The organism is Pseudomonas guariconensis, assembly GCF_024127895.1.
GTDB lineage: Bacteria > Pseudomonadota > Gammaproteobacteria > Pseudomonadales > Pseudomonadaceae > Aquipseudomonas > Aquipseudomonas guariconensis_B.
This window is the reverse complement of record NZ_JAMYBK010000021.1, coordinates 17,854-34,057: the sequence shown is the minus strand read 5'-3', so window position 1 is coordinate 34,057 and position 16,204 is coordinate 17,854. Positions and strand designations below refer to the sequence as shown.

Annotated in this window: 15 protein-coding genes; 7 read left to right on the top strand and 8 right to left on the bottom strand. The window is 65.4% G+C overall.

Features of this window, described 5'->3' with window-relative positions; translation table 11 throughout:
* Positions 1 to 343 precede the first annotated feature (343 nt).
* The 5 genes from msuE (NJF35_RS19195) to NJF35_RS19175 all read left to right on the top strand — a co-directional run bounded on the left by msuE (NJF35_RS19195) (position 344) and on the right by NJF35_RS19175 (position 5,267).
* Positions 344 to 913, top strand: coding sequence for an FMN reductase (msuE, locus tag NJF35_RS19195; protein ID WP_253080679.1), 570 nt, complete (start codon positions 344 to 346; stop codon positions 911 to 913).
* 13 nt (positions 914 to 926) lie between these two features.
* A complete protein-coding gene (locus tag NJF35_RS19190; RefSeq protein WP_253080678.1) occupies positions 927 to 2,114 on the top strand; it encodes an acyl-CoA dehydrogenase family protein in 1,188 nt (395 codons plus the stop codon).
* A gap of 9 nt (positions 2,115 to 2,123) precedes the next feature.
* A complete protein-coding gene (locus NJF35_RS19185; protein WP_253080677.1) occupies positions 2,124 to 3,224 on the top strand; it encodes a sigma-54 interaction domain-containing protein in 1,101 nt (366 codons plus the stop codon).
* 67 nt (positions 3,225 to 3,291) lie between these two features.
* Entirely contained in the window at positions 3,292 to 4,422 is a 1,131-nt protein-coding gene (ssuD, locus tag NJF35_RS19180) for an FMNH2-dependent alkanesulfonate monooxygenase (protein WP_253080676.1), read from the top strand.
* Complete coding sequence (locus NJF35_RS19175) at positions 4,419 to 5,267, top strand: amidohydrolase family protein (RefSeq protein ID WP_253080675.1); 849 nt, start codon at positions 4,419 to 4,421, stop codon at positions 5,265 to 5,267. Before ssuD ends, NJF35_RS19175 begins: the two co-directional genes overlap by 4 nt.
* 243 nt (positions 5,268 to 5,510) lie before the next feature.
* Here the strand turns inward: NJF35_RS19175 and NJF35_RS19170 are convergent, their stop codons facing one another.
* From NJF35_RS19170 to msuE (NJF35_RS19135), 8 genes are all read right to left on the bottom strand, one after another.
* Positions 5,511 to 6,257, bottom strand: a complete 747-nt coding sequence (locus tag NJF35_RS19170) for an ABC transporter ATP-binding protein (protein WP_253080674.1) — start codon at positions 6,255 to 6,257, stop codon at positions 5,511 to 5,513.
* Between the two features lie 56 nt (positions 6,258 to 6,313).
* Positions 6,314 to 7,639 carry an ABC transporter substrate-binding protein gene (locus NJF35_RS19165; protein ID WP_253080673.1) on the bottom strand — a complete coding sequence of 442 codons (1,326 nt, stop codon included), beginning with the start codon at positions 7,637 to 7,639 and terminating at the stop codon, positions 6,314 to 6,316.
* 61 nt (positions 7,640 to 7,700) lie between these two features.
* Positions 7,701 to 8,768, bottom strand: a complete 1,068-nt coding sequence (locus tag NJF35_RS19160; RefSeq protein ID WP_253080672.1) for a branched-chain amino acid ABC transporter permease — start codon at positions 8,766 to 8,768, stop codon at positions 7,701 to 7,703.
* Positions 8,769 to 8,780: 12 nt separating this feature from the next.
* Positions 8,781 to 9,662, bottom strand: a complete 882-nt coding sequence (locus tag NJF35_RS19155; RefSeq protein WP_253080671.1) for a branched-chain amino acid ABC transporter permease — start codon at positions 9,660 to 9,662, stop codon at positions 8,781 to 8,783.
* Positions 9,663 to 9,731: 69 nt separating this feature from the next.
* Complete coding sequence (locus tag NJF35_RS19150) at positions 9,732 to 10,505, bottom strand: ABC transporter ATP-binding protein (protein ID WP_253080670.1); 774 nt, start codon at positions 10,503 to 10,505, stop codon at positions 9,732 to 9,734.
* An 11-nt stretch (positions 10,506 to 10,516) separates the two neighbouring features.
* Positions 10,517 to 11,647, bottom strand: coding sequence for an AMP-binding protein (locus NJF35_RS19145; RefSeq protein ID WP_253080669.1), 1,131 nt, complete (start codon positions 11,645 to 11,647; stop codon positions 10,517 to 10,519).
* Between the two features lie 8 nt (positions 11,648 to 11,655).
* The gene (sfnG, locus tag NJF35_RS19140; protein ID WP_253080668.1) at positions 11,656 to 12,750 is read right to left on the bottom strand and encodes a dimethylsulfone monooxygenase SfnG; all 1,095 of its coding nucleotides are present in this window, start codon (positions 12,748 to 12,750) and stop codon (positions 11,656 to 11,658) included.
* A gap of 28 nt (positions 12,751 to 12,778) precedes the next feature.
* On the bottom strand, positions 12,779 to 13,333 hold the full coding sequence (gene msuE, locus NJF35_RS19135; RefSeq protein WP_253080667.1) for an FMN reductase: 555 nt from the start codon (positions 13,331 to 13,333) through the stop codon (positions 12,779 to 12,781).
* Between the two features lie 358 nt (positions 13,334 to 13,691).
* On the opposite strand from msuE (NJF35_RS19135), the gene NJF35_RS19130 reads away from it, so the two are divergent.
* Both NJF35_RS19130 and hutC read left to right on the top strand, forming a co-directional pair.
* On the top strand, positions 13,692 to 14,933 hold the full coding sequence (locus NJF35_RS19130) for an acyl-CoA dehydrogenase family protein (protein ID WP_253080666.1): 1,242 nt from the start codon (positions 13,692 to 13,694) through the stop codon (positions 14,931 to 14,933).
* Between the two features lie 466 nt (positions 14,934 to 15,399).
* A complete protein-coding gene (hutC, locus tag NJF35_RS19125; RefSeq protein WP_253080665.1) occupies positions 15,400 to 16,152 on the top strand; it encodes a histidine utilization repressor in 753 nt (250 codons plus the stop codon).
* The last annotated feature ends 52 nt before the right edge of the window (positions 16,153 to 16,204 follow it).

The following is a 16,204-nucleotide window of genomic DNA, read 5'->3' as shown; positions in this document are numbered from 1 at the left end:
GGATTTCATCCCGGCTACGGAATTATTCCGGCATCGGACCGATCGGGCAGAACTCTCCTCCGCCCCCCGGCCACTGCGCTGGGCGGAGCCTCTGCGCTTTTGTCCTGACTGCTTCACCACAGCCTGGCCGCATTGCCGGCGAACGTGCTGTTGCCACATCAGCTGTTGCCACACCAACAGTGAAGGAACTGTTGGCGTAGCAACACTTGTTCAACAGTCCGCTTCTCCAGCAACACTCAATCAGCACCTCAATAAATCACAACTTATTGATTTATATGACTTTTATTGATGGAACGGAAATTGCCATGGCACTTGGAGCCCATCTGCCAAAGGAACACCCACCATGAGCACCTCCTTCAACGTCGTCGCCGTTTCGGGCGGAGCCTATCGCCCGTCACGCACCCTGGTCCTGACTGAGGCGATAGTCGATGCCCTCGGCCAACATATTCAGTTCGACAGCCGCCTGATCGAGCTGGGCGATATCGCCCGGTCGGTGGGTGGCGCCCTTTCCCGCAAGGAGCTGACCGCCGATGTGGAGGAGCAGCTGGCGGCCATCGAGAATGCCGACCTGCTGATCGTCGCAGCTCCGGTCTACCGCGGCTCCTACCCGGGCCAGTTCAAGCATCTGTTCGACCTGATCGACCAGCACGCGCTGATCGACACCCCCGTGCTGCTGGCCGCCACCGGTGGCAGCGAGCGCCACGCGCTGGTCATCGATCACCAGCTGCGCCCACTGTTCAGCTTCTTCCAGTCGCTCACCCTGCCCATCGGCGTCTATGCATCCGAGTCCGACTTCCAGGACTACCGGGTCGCCAGCGAGCCGCTACAGGCGCGCATCCGCCTGGCCGCCGAACGTGCTGCCGCGGTGCTGCGTGGCAATCACGAGCGCGCCGTGCTGCGCAAAATCGCCTGACGGGTCGCCTGCCATGAGCCTGCATCAGCAACCCACCCTCCTCAAACCGCTGCAGACGGCCAAGCGGCTGGCCGAACAGTTCGCCGAGAGCGCCGTGGAACGCGACGTCCGCGGCGGCACGCCCAAGGCCGAGCGCGATGCGCTGCGCGCCAGCGGCCTGCTGGCCCTGGCGATCCCCACCCAGTACGGCGGCATCGGCGCCAGCTGGAGCGAGACCTTCGAAGTGGTGCGCGAATTCGCCCGCGTCGACAGCTCCATTGCCCACGTCTTCGGCTTCCAGCACCTGATGCTGGCAACCGTGCGCCTGTTCTCCCGCCCCGAGCAGTGGCAACCCTGGTCCGAACAGACCGCGCGCAAGAACTGGTTCTGGGGCAACGCCCTGAATCCGCTCGACACCCGCACAGTGGTGAAGAAGTTCGACGGCTGGTACGAGTTCTCCGGCAAGAAGAGCTTCTGCTCCGGCGCCAGCGACTCGGAAATGCTGATCGCCTCCGCCGTGGACGAAAGCGCCGGCGGCAAACTGCTGATCGCCGCCATTCCCAGCGGACGCACCGGCATCAGCCTGCACGACGACTGGAACAACATCGGCCAGCGGCAGACCGACAGCGGCAGCGCCACCTTCGAGCGGGTGCGCGTCGAGCACGCCGAGCTGCTGCTGGACCCGGGCCCGCTGAGCACGCCTTTCGCCTGCCTGCGCCCGCTGATCGCCCAGCTGCATTTCGCCAACCTGTTCCTCGGCATAGCCGAAGGCGCCTTCGAGGAGGCACGCCAGTACAGCCTCAAGGAAAGCCGCCCCTGGTTCCGCTCCAATGCCCGCCATAGCAGCGAGGACCCTTACGTGCTGCGCCACTACGGCGAGTTCTGGGTCGGCCTGGAGAGCGTGCGCCTGCTGATCGAACGTGCCGCTACGCAGCTCGACGAAGCCTGGAGCAAGGAACACGCACTCGGCTTTGAGGAGCGTGCGCAGCTGGCCCTGGCCATCGGCACCGCCAAGGTGGCCGCCACCCGCCACGGACTGGATATCTGCAACCGTCTGTTCGAAGTCACCGGCGCGCGGGCTACCCATGCCTCCCTGCGCTTCGACCGCTTCTGGCGCAACCTGCGCACCCAGACCCTGCACGACCCGGTGGACTACCGCATCCATGAACTGGGTGAGTGGGCGTTGAACGGTACGCGCCCCACTCCGTCCTTCTATTCGTGAGGCATACCCATGCAACTGCTGACCCTCCCTCCGTCGCCGACACTGGCTACCTCGATCAGGGCGACCGCCCAGGTCTTCGAAGACCCCAGATCGCAGGCGCTGCTCGCCCACCTGCAACAGGTCGCCCCCAGCGAGGCCAGCGTCCTGATCGTCGGCGAGACGGGTACGGGCAAGGAGCTGGTCGCGCGCCATATCCATAACCTCAGCAAGCGCCGCAACGGCCCCTTCGTGGCGATCAACTGCGGCGCCTTCTCGGAGTCGCTGGTGGAGGCCGAGCTGTTCGGCCATGAGAAAGGCGCCTTCACCGGCGCGCTGGCGGCCAAGGCCGGCTGGTTCGAAGCGGCCAACGGCGGCACCTTGTTCCTCGATGAGATCGGCGACCTGCCCATGCCCATCCAGGTCAAGTTGCTGCGGGTGCTGCAGGAACGGGAAGTGGTGCGCCTGGGTTCACGCAAGAGCATCCCCATCGACGTGCGGGTGCTGGCGGCCACCAACGTACATCTGGAAAAGGCCATCAACGCCGGACACTTCCGCGAGGACCTGTACTACCGCCTCAACGTGGTCAGCCTGCAGCTCCACCCGCTACGCGAGCGGCCCGGCGACATCCTGCCGCTGGCCCGTCACTTCATCGCCGAATACAGCCGCCGCCTCGGATACGCCGAGGTGACGCTCAGCGACGAGGCGTGCCGGCGCCTGGCCAGCTACGACTGGCCGGGCAACATTCGCGAACTGGAAAACGTCGTCCACCACACCCTGCTGGTCTGTAGCGACAAGCTGATCCGCGCCGAAGACCTGCACCTGTCCAACCTGCGCATCGAGCGCGAGGAGGACGGCCGGCCGCGTACCGAGAGCGCCGACGAGCTGCTGCAGCGTGCCTTCCAGCGCCTGTTCGAGGAACAGAGTGGTGACCTGCACGAGAAGGTCGAGGACAGCCTGCTGCGCGCGGCCTACCGCTTCTGCCACTACAACCAGGTGCACACGGCCAACCTGCTCGGCCTGTCGCGCAACATCACCCGTGCACACCTGATCCGCATCGGTGAACTGGTGGTGAACAAGCGCCGCCAGGTCGCGAGCCTGCAGGGCAGTCGGGTCATCAACCTGTCCATATGAACACCAAGAAAAACCAATGCCATGCGTGCGCCCCCCACTTATCGACGATGGCAACGAGGACAACATCATGAGTCTGGATATCTTCTGGTTCCTGCCGACCTCCGGTGACACCCGCTACCTGGGTCACTCGGCCAGTGGCCGCCCGGCGACCAACGCCTACATGCGGCAGATCGCCGTGGCTGCCGACCAGCTGGGCTACGACGGCCTGCTGATCCCCACCGGCGCCAGCTGCCTGGACCCCTGGGTCACTGCCGCCAGCCTGGTGCCGGTCACCCAGCGAATCAAGCTGCTGGTGGCCCTGCGCACCTCCCTTGGCAACCCCACCGCCTCGGCGCGCCAGGCCGCCAGCCTGGACCAGGCCAGCGGTGGCCGCCTGCTGCTCAATGTGGTGCCCGGCGGCGACGCCACTGAGTTGGCCGCCGATGGCGTATTCCTCGCCCACGATGAGCGCTACGAGGCCTCCGACGAATTCCTCACCATCTGGCGCCGCCTGCTGCAGGGCGAGACAGTGGACTTCGAAGGCAAGCACCTCAAGGTCGCGGGCGCGCAGAACTTCTTCCCGCCGGTGCAGGCGCCCTATCCGCCGCTGTACTTCGGTGGCTCGTCGCCGGCCGCCCACGAGCTGGCAGCCAGGCACGTGGACGCCTACCTGACCTGGGGCGAGCCGCCGGCTGCGGTGGCCGAGAAAATCGCCGACGTACGCGAGCGCGCCGCCAGGCACGGCCGCACAGTGCGCTTCGGCGTGCGCCTGCACGTGATCGTGCGCGAGACCGCTGATGCCGCCTGGGCCGCCGCCGACGAACTGATCAGCCATCTCGACGACGCCACCATCGCCGCCGCCCAGGCCAACTACGCGAAGATGGATTCGGTGGGCCAGCGGCGCATGGCCGCGCTGCACGGCGGCGATCGCAACAAGCTGGAAGTGGCACCCAACCTCTGGGCCGGCGTCGGCCTGGTGCGCGGCGGTGCCGGCACCGCCCTGGTGGGCGATCCCGAGACGGTGGCCGCGCGCCTGCTGGAATACGCCGAGCTGGGCGTCGACAGTTTCGTGTTGTCCGGCTACCCGCACCTGGAGGAAGCCTACCGCTTCGCCGAGCTGGTGTTCCCGCTGCTGCCCGGCAAGGGCAAGGTCACCGTGGACGGTGCGTTCACCGGCGGCGCCTTCGACGTGCGCGCCGGCAAGGAGAACGCCGCATGAAGATCATCGACCTGCGCTGCCGGCCGGCCTTCCTGCATCCGTTCTTCGGCGCTGTGCCGGGCTCGCCCGAGCACGCCACCGCGCGCTGGCTCAACCGCCGCGTCGGCACCCGCGGCGCGGACAACCACTTCGAGCGCTCACTGACCCAGGAAGGCTTCCTCGCCGAAGTGCGCGAAGCCGGCCTGCACAAGGCCGTGGTGGTCGGCCGCCATACCCCGGGCCAGCACCTGCCCAACGACAGCATCCACGGCATCGTGCACGGCCATGACCAGCTGATCGGTATCGGTTCGGTGGAGCCGGTGCTGCAAGGTGTGGAGGCAGCCCTCAAGGAAATCGACCGCGCAGTCGACCAGCTCGGCCTGGCCGGTATCGATCTGGAGCCGGGCTTCGGCGAACCGGCGCGCCACCCCGACGATCCGCTGTACTGGCCGATCTACGAATATCTGCAGCAACGCGGAATCCCGCTGTTCCTGATGAGCGGCCCGACCACGCCGGACCCGGCCTTCAACGACCCTGGCCGTCTGGCGGCCGTGGCCCGTGCCTTCCCCGCTCTTCAGATCGTTGCCTATCACGGCTACTGGCCCAACGTGCAGCAAGCCATCGGTGTCGCCTTCCGCTACGAGAATATCCACCTGGTGCCGGACATGTACCTGTTCCTGCCCGGTAGCGAGGCCTATGTGCAGGCTGCCAACGGCTTTCTCGCCGACCAGTTGCTGTTCGGCTCCTCCTACACCTTCCGCCCGATCCGCCAGAGCATCGAAGATGCCCAGCGCCTGGGCTTGCCGGACGAGGTGCTGGAGAAGTTCTTCCACAGCAACGCAGCCCGCCTGTTCAAGCTGGCGTGAAGTGAACGTCCACGTTCGTAGAACGTGGACTTGCGGTAGCCCCCGAAAGGGGGCGAATCCACTACCGAGCACAACGCCAACCTCTTTAGCCCGGTCCGAGCCGGTAGGGTGAGCCGTGCGCTCCAGCTTCAGCACCCGGCCAAATCGCCGGTGCGCGCGGCGCCCCCTACCCGATCGCCTACATCCTGCCAGCCCGCGCAGTCGAATCGTCACAGGCAGGGCCGATGACTCATGACCACGTCCTCAGGCCTGGCGCGCCGAACCCAGGTAGAAGTCGTGCAGATCACCACGGGCGGCCATTTCACCGGCCGGTCCCTGGTCGACCACCTGACCGCTCTCCAGCACGTAGGCATGGTGGGCATGACGCAAGGCGACATCGATGTTCTGCTCGGCCACCAGAAAGCTCACGCCGCCCCGCCGGTTCAGCTCGCCGACAATGTCGAAAATCTCTTCGACTATCTGCGGCGCCAGGCCCATCGAGGGCTCGTCCAGCAACACCAGCTTCGGCCGGGAGATCAGCGCCCGGCCGATGGCGACCATCTGCTGCTCACCGCCGGAGGTGTAGCCGGCCAGGCTCTTGCGCCGGGTTTTCAGGCGTGGGAACCAGTCATAGATGCGCGCCAGCTCTTCGCTCAGCTCGCCGCGCCCGATGCGTGGCCGGGCGAAGGCACCGGTGAGCAGGTTCTCCTCCACCGTCAGGTGGGCGAAGCAGTGGCGCCCCTCCAGCACCTGCACCAGGCCGGCAGAGGCCAGGGCCTGCGGCGCGGCACGGGTGATGTCGCGGCCCTGGTAGCGAATGGCGCCACGCACCACCTCGCCGCGTTCGGCACGTACCAGGCCGGCAATGGCCTTGAGCGTGGTGCTCTTGCCGGCGCCGTTGGCACCGAGCAGGGCCACCACCTGGCCCTCGCCGACCTGCAGGGACACGCCGCGCACCGCGAGTATCGCCTGCTCGTAGAGCACTTCTATGTCATCGACCTGCAGGATCATCTCGGACTCCGTTCTGGTGAAGGCCGGGGCACAGGTCCCGGCCGGGCACGTGGCACTCAGCTTTCCTTGCTGCAGTCACGCGCGGTGATGCCCTTCTCCTCGGCATACTTGCGCGAGGAAGCCTCGATGATCGGCCGCAGCAGAGCGCGGTCGGCCTGCACCCAATCGCTGATCAGGTTCCACTTCTCGCCATCCCATTGCTGGAAGCGCACCGCGCCGCCGCCTTCATGGTCGGCGCAGGACAGCTGCAGTGGCTGCACCAGGCCTTTGGCACCCAACGCCTGCAGACGGGCGTCATCCAGACGCAGGTTCTCGAAGCCCCAGCGCACCTGCTCGCCGGTCAGCGGTTGCTTGCCGAACTTCTCCTGGGCGATGCGCACCGCTTCGACATTGAGGATGCCGTTGACCACGCCGAGGTTGTAATAGACGCTGCCGAAGCGCCTGGGATCGGCCAGGTCGCCCTCGCCCTTGTCCACCACCTGCTGCGCAATACCTTGCAGAACCGGGAACTGGGTGCCGGACGGGTGCGTGGTGATAGAGATAAATCCCTTGGCCGCTGAGCCTGCCGGAGCGGCGTCTTCCTCGGAGTTGCTCCAGATGTTGCCGATGATGTGGTCGGTCGGATAACCCACCTTCTGAGCGGTCTTGAGCGCCACGGGGTTCATCACGCCCCAGCCACGCAGGATCACCCAGTCCGGCTTGATCCGGCGGATGTTCAGCCACTGCGACTGCTGTTCATTGCCCGGGTGCGGCACCTCCAGCAGGGTCAGCTGGAAACCGTACTTGTCGGCCAGGGTCTGCAGTACCTCGTTGGTTTCCTTGCCGTAGGGCGAGCCGTGGTAGAGGGTGACGATCTTCTTGCCTTTTAGCTGATCCAGACCGCCGCTCTTCTCGCCGATCCAGTTGACGATGGCCGAGACCTCGGAATAGGGGTTGAGCTGCAGCGGGAAGGCGTAGGGGAATACGCTGCCGTCGGTGGAGTCGGTGCGCCCGTGGTTGATGGTGATCAGCGGCAGCTTGTCGGTGGTGGAACGCTCCAGGGTGGCATAGGCAATGCCCACGGAAAGCGGGTTGGTGGCGGCAGCCGGGGCGCCGTTCTGGCCCTTCTTCAGGCGCTCGTAGCACTCCACGCCCTTCTCCACCACATACTCGGTCTCGCACTCGCTCCAGGTCAGCTTGACCCCGTTCACCCCGCCATTGGCGTTGACGTATTTGAGGTAGTCGATGAAACCACCGAAGAATCCGGTGCCGCCGGCTGCATAGGGGCCGACTCGATAGCTCTGCAGCGGGAAGTACTGCTCGCTGGCCGCCTGGACGGTGAAGGCGGTGGCAGAGAGGCTGAGCGCCAGGGCCAGGCCGCCGGCGAAAGTGCGTTTGATCATCGTGCTTGTCCTTGTCGTGAATCGCTTGGCATGTGTTCGGGCCGAGGCCCATGGGGTTCGCTCAGTAGCGCAGCGGCCATAGCCGTGCGCGCTCGCGGAATCTCTGCCAGAGGCGCGCGAGGCCCTCCGGCTCCTTGATCAGGAAGAGGATGATCAGCGTGCCGAACACTATCTTCTGCAGGTTCTCCAACTGGCCTGCGTCGATGAGCCCGGCCGGCAACAGCGCGGCGAGGTTCGACAGCAAAAGGGGAAACAGCACGATGAAGGCGGCACCGAGAAAGTTGCCGAGGATGCTGCCCAAGCCGCCGATGATGATGATGAAAAGGATCTGGAAGGAGCGGCTGAGATCGAAGCCATGGGGCTCCACCGTGCCCAGGTAGGTAAAGGCCCACAGGGCACCCGCCACGCCGAGGAAGAAGCCGCTGATGGCGAAGGCCAGCAGCTTGGTCTTGAGCAACGGAATGCCGATCACTGCGGCGGCGGTATCCATGTCGCGTACCGCCATCCAGTTGCGTCCCAGTTCGCTGCGCACCAGATTGCCGCCAAGCCAGAACAGCGCCAGCACCACGGTCAGGGTGAGCAGGTAACGTCCCGCCGGCGAGCCGAAATCAACGCCCGCCACCTGCAACGGCGGCGCCGTGATCACCCCGGACGAGTTGTAGTTGGAGAGCCAGCCGAAACGGGTCAGTGCCCATTGCACGAAGAACTGTGCGGCCAGGGTCGATACCAGCAGGTAAAAGCCCTTGATGCGCAGGCTCGGCAGGCCGAAGACGATGGCCACCAGCGCCGCGCTAATGCCGCCAAAGGCAATGCTCAGCAGCAGCGGCAACCCCGGCACACGCAGCTCGAAGTTGTAAGTGGCAAAGGCGCCCACCGCCATGAAGGCGGCCGAGCCCAGCGACAACTGCCCGGCATAGCCGGTCAGCAGGTTCAGGCCAAGCCCGGCCAGGGACAGCACCAGGAAGGGAATCAGGATGGCGTTGAACCAGTAGTCGTTGCCGAGCAGCGGCACACCGGCGAAGGCGAACACCAGCAGTACGGCGATGCCGATACGGTCCTGGCGCAGGCGGAAGAATCGACGGTCTTCGGCATAGCGCACGCTGAACTGACCGGCTTCGTTGTAGAGCATGACGTCGTCTCCTTACACACGCTCGATGGCGCGTTCGCCGAACAGCCCCGCCGGACGCACCAGCAGGAACAGCAGGGCCAGCACATAGGGGAACCAGTTCTCGATACCGCCACCGATGTACGGCCCGAGATAGACCTCGGCGAGCTTCTCCGACGCGCCGATCAGCAGGCCGCCGACGATGGCGCCGGTAATCGAGGTGAAACCGCCGATGATCAGCACCGGCAGCGCCTTGAGCACCACCAGCGACAGTGAGAACTGCACGCCCAGGCGCGCGCCCCAGAGCAGCCCGGCAACCAGGCCGACGAAGCCGGCCACCGCCCACACCACCGCCCACACGCGCTGCAGGCGGATGCCCACCGCCTGGGCGGCCAGCGGGTCGTCGGCCACGGCGCGCAGGGCGAGGCCGATCCGCGTACGGTTGAACAGCAGCGACAGGGCGATCACCAGCAGGGCGGCGGTGGCCGCGGCGAACAGGTCGAACTGCGACAGCAACAGGCCGCCCAGCTCCAGCGGCTCGTCGCTGATGCCCAGCTCCAGGCCGTGCACCTGTGCGCCCCACAGTGCCTGGGCCGCACCTTCGATCACATAGGAGAGGCCCAGAGTGGCCATGAACAGGGTGATCGGCGAGCGATTGACCAGCGGCCGCAGCACCGTCCGCTCGATCAGCAGGGCCAGCGCCACCATGGTCGCCAGCGTGATGGCGAAGGCCAGCCAGAACGGCACGCCGCGCTCCAGCAGGCTGACGAACGTCAGCGCGGCGAACAGCACCATGGCCCCCTGGGCGAAGTTGAACACCCCGCTGGCCTTGTAGATGAGTACGAAACCGATGGCGACCAGCGAGTACATCACCCCGGCCAGCAGACCGCCGATCAGTACCTCGAAGAAGAATTCCATGCCTGCGTTTCCTGTTTTCGGGCAAGCCGCTCCCCTACCCGCCTGAGGGCGAGCGGAGAGGCAGCGGATTCAGTGGCGGGTGCCGAGATAGGCAGCGATCACCTCGGGATTCTGGCGCACCTCGTCCGGCGGGCCATCGCCGATCTTGCGGCCGTAGTCGAGCACCACGACGTGGTCGGAGAGGTTCATCACCACGCCGATGTCGTGCTCGATCAACACCACGGTGGTGCCGAACTCGCGGTTGATGTCGAGGATGAAGCGGCTCATTCCAGCCTTCTCCTCGGCGTTCATGCCGGCCATGGGTTCGTCCAGCAGCAACAGGCGCGGCTCGGCGGCCAGGGCGCGGGCCAGTTCTACACGCTTCTGCAAGCCGTAAGGCAGCTTGCCCACCGTTGCATCGCGCCATTGTTGGATACGTAGGAATGCCAGCACGCGCTCGGCGGCTTCGCGCTGCCGATCGTCCTCGTCGGCAGCACGCCCGACACGCAGCGCCTGCTCCAGCCAGGTGGCACGACGTTTCAGGTTGCGCCCGGTGAGCACGTTATCGAGCACGCTCATGCCCTTGAACAAGGCGATGTTCTGAAAGGTGCGAGCGATGCCGCCCAGCGCCGCATCATGGGGATGCATGCTTCGCCGGGCATGGCCGTCGAAACGGATCACCCCCTGCTGCGGCTGATACACGCCATTGATGACGTTGAGCAGCGAACTCTTGCCCGCGCCGTTGGGGCCGATCAGTGCGCAGATTTCCCCTTCGGCCACGGCAAAGCTGATGTCGCTGATGGCTTTGACACCTTTGAATGACAGCGAAATATCGTGCAGTTCCAGCAGAGCCGCAGCACTCATTTTCCTGTTCCTTATGCGGGTTGCAGCAGGCCCTGCGGCCATTCGCTGATAGGGATTTGGCGCACGTCCTGCCAGCGTTCCGCCGCCGACCAGTTGCGCACCTCAACACCCAGCCCGCCGAACAGCTGCCGGGCTTCGTCGCTCAAGGGCGCCCCCACGACAAGCGCGACTCGCGTGCGGGAAAACCCCAGCACGTCGCGCAGCGGACGGCGTACCAGCCAGCCTCCGATCAGGCGTTGAGCAATGCTGCCTTGCGGTCGCAGTGCCCAATCCACCAATTGCCGACGCAGGCTGCCCGGCAACGGCAGGCGCCGACTCACCTGCTCATGCAGGCGGCCATAGGTTTCACGGGTGCCCAGCACCAGGCTCGGGCCCAGTTCGCGGCGGTCCTGATCGCAGGTTTCCAGGCGCTCCGGGAAGTTCAGGCGGAACCCGGCCAACAGCCAGGGCGCCAGCAGATAACGCGCCTGCCCACTGGCCGCAAAGGCGCGGGCGGCCAGGGCCTCTTCACGCTCCGTGAGCCGTTCGCCCTGCACCAGCCGCTCGCCTTCGTGCAGCAGTTCGGTATGGCTGAAGAGCTGGCGTTCAACCCCAGGCTCTCCACGCCGGTAAAAGGCAAACGCAGGCGCTCCGGCCTGCGCCTGCGGTGCTTCCTGCACAGCACCAGCCGTCCTTAGCAGTGCGTAATCCAGCGCCTGCCCGCGTACCTCCTTGTCGGCCAGTCCCCGGCCATCGGCATAAACCAGCCATCCCGGCTGCAAGCCGGCTTCACGCAGGCGCTGAATTTCCTCCAATCCTTCTGCCAGAACGAACGCAACGCCCGCCTCACGCAGCGCGGCAGCCTGATCCTCCGGGTTGTCCAATGGATCAAACAGCGCCGCCACACCGCCCAGCCATTGCGCAGCCAAAGAGGCATACAGCGCTTCCGGGCGTGGCCGGCTGACAATCACCAGCTGCGCGCCCGCGGCAAACCCGGCGGCACGCAAGGCGGCGGCCAGTGCCCGCACCTCAGCCTCGACCTGCGCCCAGCTCTGCACCTGCCAGATCCCCAGGCGCTTGTGGCGCAGGGCAATGGCAGCCGGGCGCTGACGGGCCTGTTCAGCCAGCCAGTGCACCAGCGTATTTGGCGTTGCGTCACTCATCCTGCACCTCAGGCCACGGCTTTCTCGGCGGTTTTGCCGGCTTCCAGTTCGCGCACCAGCGGCAGCACATGCTTGCCGAAGTACTCCACCTCTTCCTGGAAGTGCAGGAAGCCGGAGAGGATCAGGTCGACGCCCACAGCCTTGAGCGCGACGATGCGCTCGGCGATCTGTTGCGGGGTGCCGATCAGGTTGGTCTTGAAGCCGTCGTTGTACTGCACCAGATCCTCGAAGGTGGATTTGGCCCAGTTGCCCTCGCCTTCAGGGCTCGCGGCACCGGCGTTCTTCACCTCGGCACCGAAGGCGTTGACCGCTTCCGGGTTGGCCTTGTCGATGATTTCCTGCAGCACGGCGCGGGCTTCTTCCTCGGTATCGCGGGCGATGATGAAGGCATTCACCCCGACCTTCACCGAATGGCCATTGGCCGCGGCCTTGGCGCGGATGTCATCGACCTGGGCCTTGATGCCTGCCACCGTGTTGCCGTTGGTGAAGTACCAGTCGGACACGCGGGACGCCATGTCACGCGCGGCACGGGAGCTGCCACCCTGGAAGATTTCCGGGTGCGGCTGCTGCAGCGGCTTGGGTTTCAAGCTGTAGTCGCGGAAGCGGTAGAAGTCACCGTTGAAGGTGAAATTGTCCTGCGTCCAGATGCCCTTCAGCGCACGGATGAACTCTTCGGAACGGCGATAGCGCTCGTCATGCTCCAGCCACGACTCACCGATGGCGTGGAACTCGCCCTTGAACCAGCCGGACACCACGTTGATGGCGATGCGGCCATGGGTCAGGTGGTCGATGGTCGCCAGCTGCTTGGCGGCCAGCGCCGGATTCCACGGGCCGGGCAAAATGGCGGCGATCACCTTGAGCTTCTCGGTGGCAGCCAGCAGCGCGTGGCTGATGGCCACCGACTCGTGCTGGAACTCGGCCCCGTAACCGGCGGTAAAGCGAATCTGCGACAGGGCGTATTCAAAACCTGCCTTCTCGGCGGTTTGCGCCAGCCTGCGGTTGTAATCGACATCCCAGCTGGTGCGCTGCTCGATGTTGCTGACCACCAGGCCACCGCTGACGTTGGGTACCCAGTAGGCGAATTTGATCAGTTGTTGACTCATTGCTGTTGACTCCTGTGGTCCTGGGAATTCAGGCCGCGCGAACGGCCGGGCTATGAAAGAACGCGGCGACCGGGTCGAGCGCGCGCTCGATGCGTTCGAACTGCGCCGGGTCTGCGAGGTGGTAATCGTCGAAGGCCTCGGGGGTGGCATACAGGCCGTACGGCAGGGTGTGCGCCTGGAAGAAGGCGAACAGCGGGCGCAGCTGGTGGTCGATCACCAGTGCATGGCGCTCGCTGCCCCCGGTGGCGGCCAGCAACACCGGCACACCCTTGAGGGCCTGGTAATCCACCAGGTCGAAGAAGTGCTTGAACAGGCCGGTGTAGGAGGCCCGGTACACCGGGCTGCCGGCGATGATCAGGTCGGCCTCCTCCACGGCACGCAGATGCGGCAGCAGCTGCGCAGAAGCGCTGTCGCGCTCCAGCGAACCGGCCAGCGCACCAGCCAGTTCGGCGATGCGCACCCAGTGCAGATCGATCTGCAGGCGCTGTTGCAGGCGCTCCACCAGTACCTTCAACAGGGCATGGGTGCGCGACGGATCGCGCAGGCTGCCCGACACCACGACCACCTTGATTGCCTGACTCATCCAGACCTCTCGCCCAATGGCGCTGCGTTGCTTTGCAGGGGTCAGAGCAGCAACCGTGCCAAAATAAAAATCCCTTTCAAATCAAATGGATAGATAAATACAGCGGAGAAGGCCGGATGCCTGGCGAATAGCAACCTGTTGAACGACTGTCGCTGGGCCAACAGTTGCGCCTGCCCACGTCCGGACACGAGCCCCGGGACTGCTGTCCGTCGAACAACAGTCGTCCAGCAACCTGTCCCGCCAGCCACAGCTGCGAGGATTCGGAGAAACGTCTAAGCAACTGATACAAAAGGGATTTACGGAAAGGCACGGAGCTTGCTCCGGACGTTGGGTCAGCCGCCAACCAAGGAGACCCGCGATGACCGCCCAGCAGCATCTGCCCCAGCTTTCCACCGGCACCGATTACGAGTCGCTCGCCGCCCGCTTCCGTCCGATCTTCGCCCGCATCGCCGAGGGCGCAGTGGAGCGCGAGCGTACCCGCAGCCTGCCCCACGAGCCCATCCGCTGGCTCAAGGCGGCCGGTTTCGGCGCCGTGCGCGTACCCCGGGAGCACGGTGGCGCCGGTGCCTCGCTGCCCCAGCTGATCCAGTTGTTGATCGAGCTGGCCGAGGCCGACTCGAACATCCCGCAGGCCCTGCGCGGTCACTTCGCCTTCGTCGAAGACCGCCTCAACGCCCACGCCGGGACCAGCCAGGAGATCTGGTTCAAGCGCTTTGTCGCCGGTGAGCTGGTCGGCAACGCCTGGACCGAGGTCGGCAACGTGAAGATAGGCGACGTCATCACCCGCGTATCGCGCCAGGGCGACCGCTGGCTGGTCAACGGCGCCAAGTACTACAGCACCGGCAGCATCTTCGCCGACTGGATCGATCTCTACGCCCGGATCGACGACACCGGCGAAGACGTGATCGCCGCGCTGCGCACCGATCAGCGAGGCGTGCAGCAGAGCGACGACTGGGACGGCTTCGGCCAGCGCACGACCGGCAGCGGCACCTCGCGCTTCATCGACGCCGAAGTGGAGGCGGAGAACATCATCCCCTTCGCCAGCCGCTTCAAGTACCAGACCGCCTTCTATCAGTTGGTGCTGCTGGCCGTGCTGGCCGGCACCGGACGTGCCGCCGTGCGTGACGTGGCCGAGCAGGTGCGCCTGCGCACCCGGGTATTCAGCCACGGCAACGCCTCCTCAGCGGACCGCGACCCGCAGGTACAGCAGGTGGTCGGCAAGGCCTCCGCCCAGGCTTACGCCGCCGAGGCCACCGCCGTGCGCGCGGCAAAGGCGGCACAGTGGGCCTACGAGGCACGCTTCGGCGGTGAGGAGACGGACGAACACCAGGCCAATGTCGCCGCCGAACTGGAGTCAGCCCAGGCCCAGGTAGTGATTGCCGAACTCGTACTGCGCCTGACCAGCGATCTGTTCAACGCGCTCAGTGCCTCGGCCACAAGCACCGGCAAACTGCTCGACCGCCACTGGCGCAATGCCCGCACCGCGGCCTCTCACAATCCGCTGATCTACAAGGAACGGATTATCGGCGACTGGGAGATCAACCGCAGCGAACCGCCCTATGTCTGGCAGATCGGCGGCGGCAGCAAGCAGGCGAGCTGATATTCGAGCCACCAACAGCCGACACGGCCGCCCCGCTGGAAACCACGAAGCAGACTGCGGTTTCTCAGCGGGGCCCCGTTGCGCTCACTGGAATGCCCGCGTGCTGCCGGCGAGGCCGCTGCCTTCAAAGGGGCCGACACCCAGCATCAGGGTGCCAAGAGCCGATGGAGTGACCTGACAGTTGTTCACGCGCATTCAGGACGTTCCTGCTGGTACTTGTATTCAGGGGTTCGCGCGAGTCGGCAGCCTCGCGGTCGGTTGGTGCGGCGGGCTCAAGCTAAAAAAGCCACACGCGCCCAACAATGCCGCTTTTGCCGATACGGGTATTCGTGGTTTGCGAACAATGGGATTGGCAAGCTCTGCTTCACGACGCGTCCGCCACCGGGGCACGGGTAGGCGCCGCCTGATGGGCAAGGTTAAACTGGCGGACAGATTCAAACTGCCTTCATTACTCCCAGGAAAACCCGTGCCCCACTCCTCCGACGACCGCTCATCCTTGGCGGCTTTCGCCCTCGAAAGCCCCGCCCCGCTCTACGCCAGGGTCAAGGAAATCATCCTGCAGCAGATCCGCACCGGCGTCTGGGGGCCAAACTTCAAGCTTCCATCCGAGAGCGAACTGTTCAACCAGCTGGGCGTCAGCCGCATGACTATCAATAGAGCGCTGCGCGAGCTCACCATCGAAGGCGTGCTGGTGCGCCTGCAAGGAGTGGGCACCTTCGTCGCGGAAGCCAAGGGCCATGCCGCGCTCTTTCAGATCCATGACATTGCCGAGGAAATCACCTCGCGCGGCCACATCCATCGCAGCGAAGTGATTCTGCTCGAGCCGCTTGCGGAGCACACCTCGGCAGCATTCCCCTTCCCCATGGACGGCGTGCGCAACCTGTTCCACTCGGTGCTGGTGCACTACGAAAACGAAAGCCCGGTCCAGATCGAGGAGCGCTTCGTCAACGCGGACATCGCGCCTGATTACCTCAAGCAGGACTTCACCCGCATCACCCCCTTCGCCTACCTGATGCAACTGGCTCCGCTGACCGAAGCCGAGCACATGGTAGAAGCCATCCACGCGACGGCGACCGAATGCAAGTTGCTGCGCATCAAACAAACCGACCCCTGCCTGCTCATCCGCCGACGTAGCTGGTCCAGCAAGGGACAGGTAGGCTGCGCCCGCCTGGTCTACCCGGGCTCGCGCTACCGCCTCGAAGGCCGCTTCGGCCAGTAATTTCTGCCAAGTCCCGCCTTGCCATCGGCCCCCCGGCTGATGGCGCTCTGTT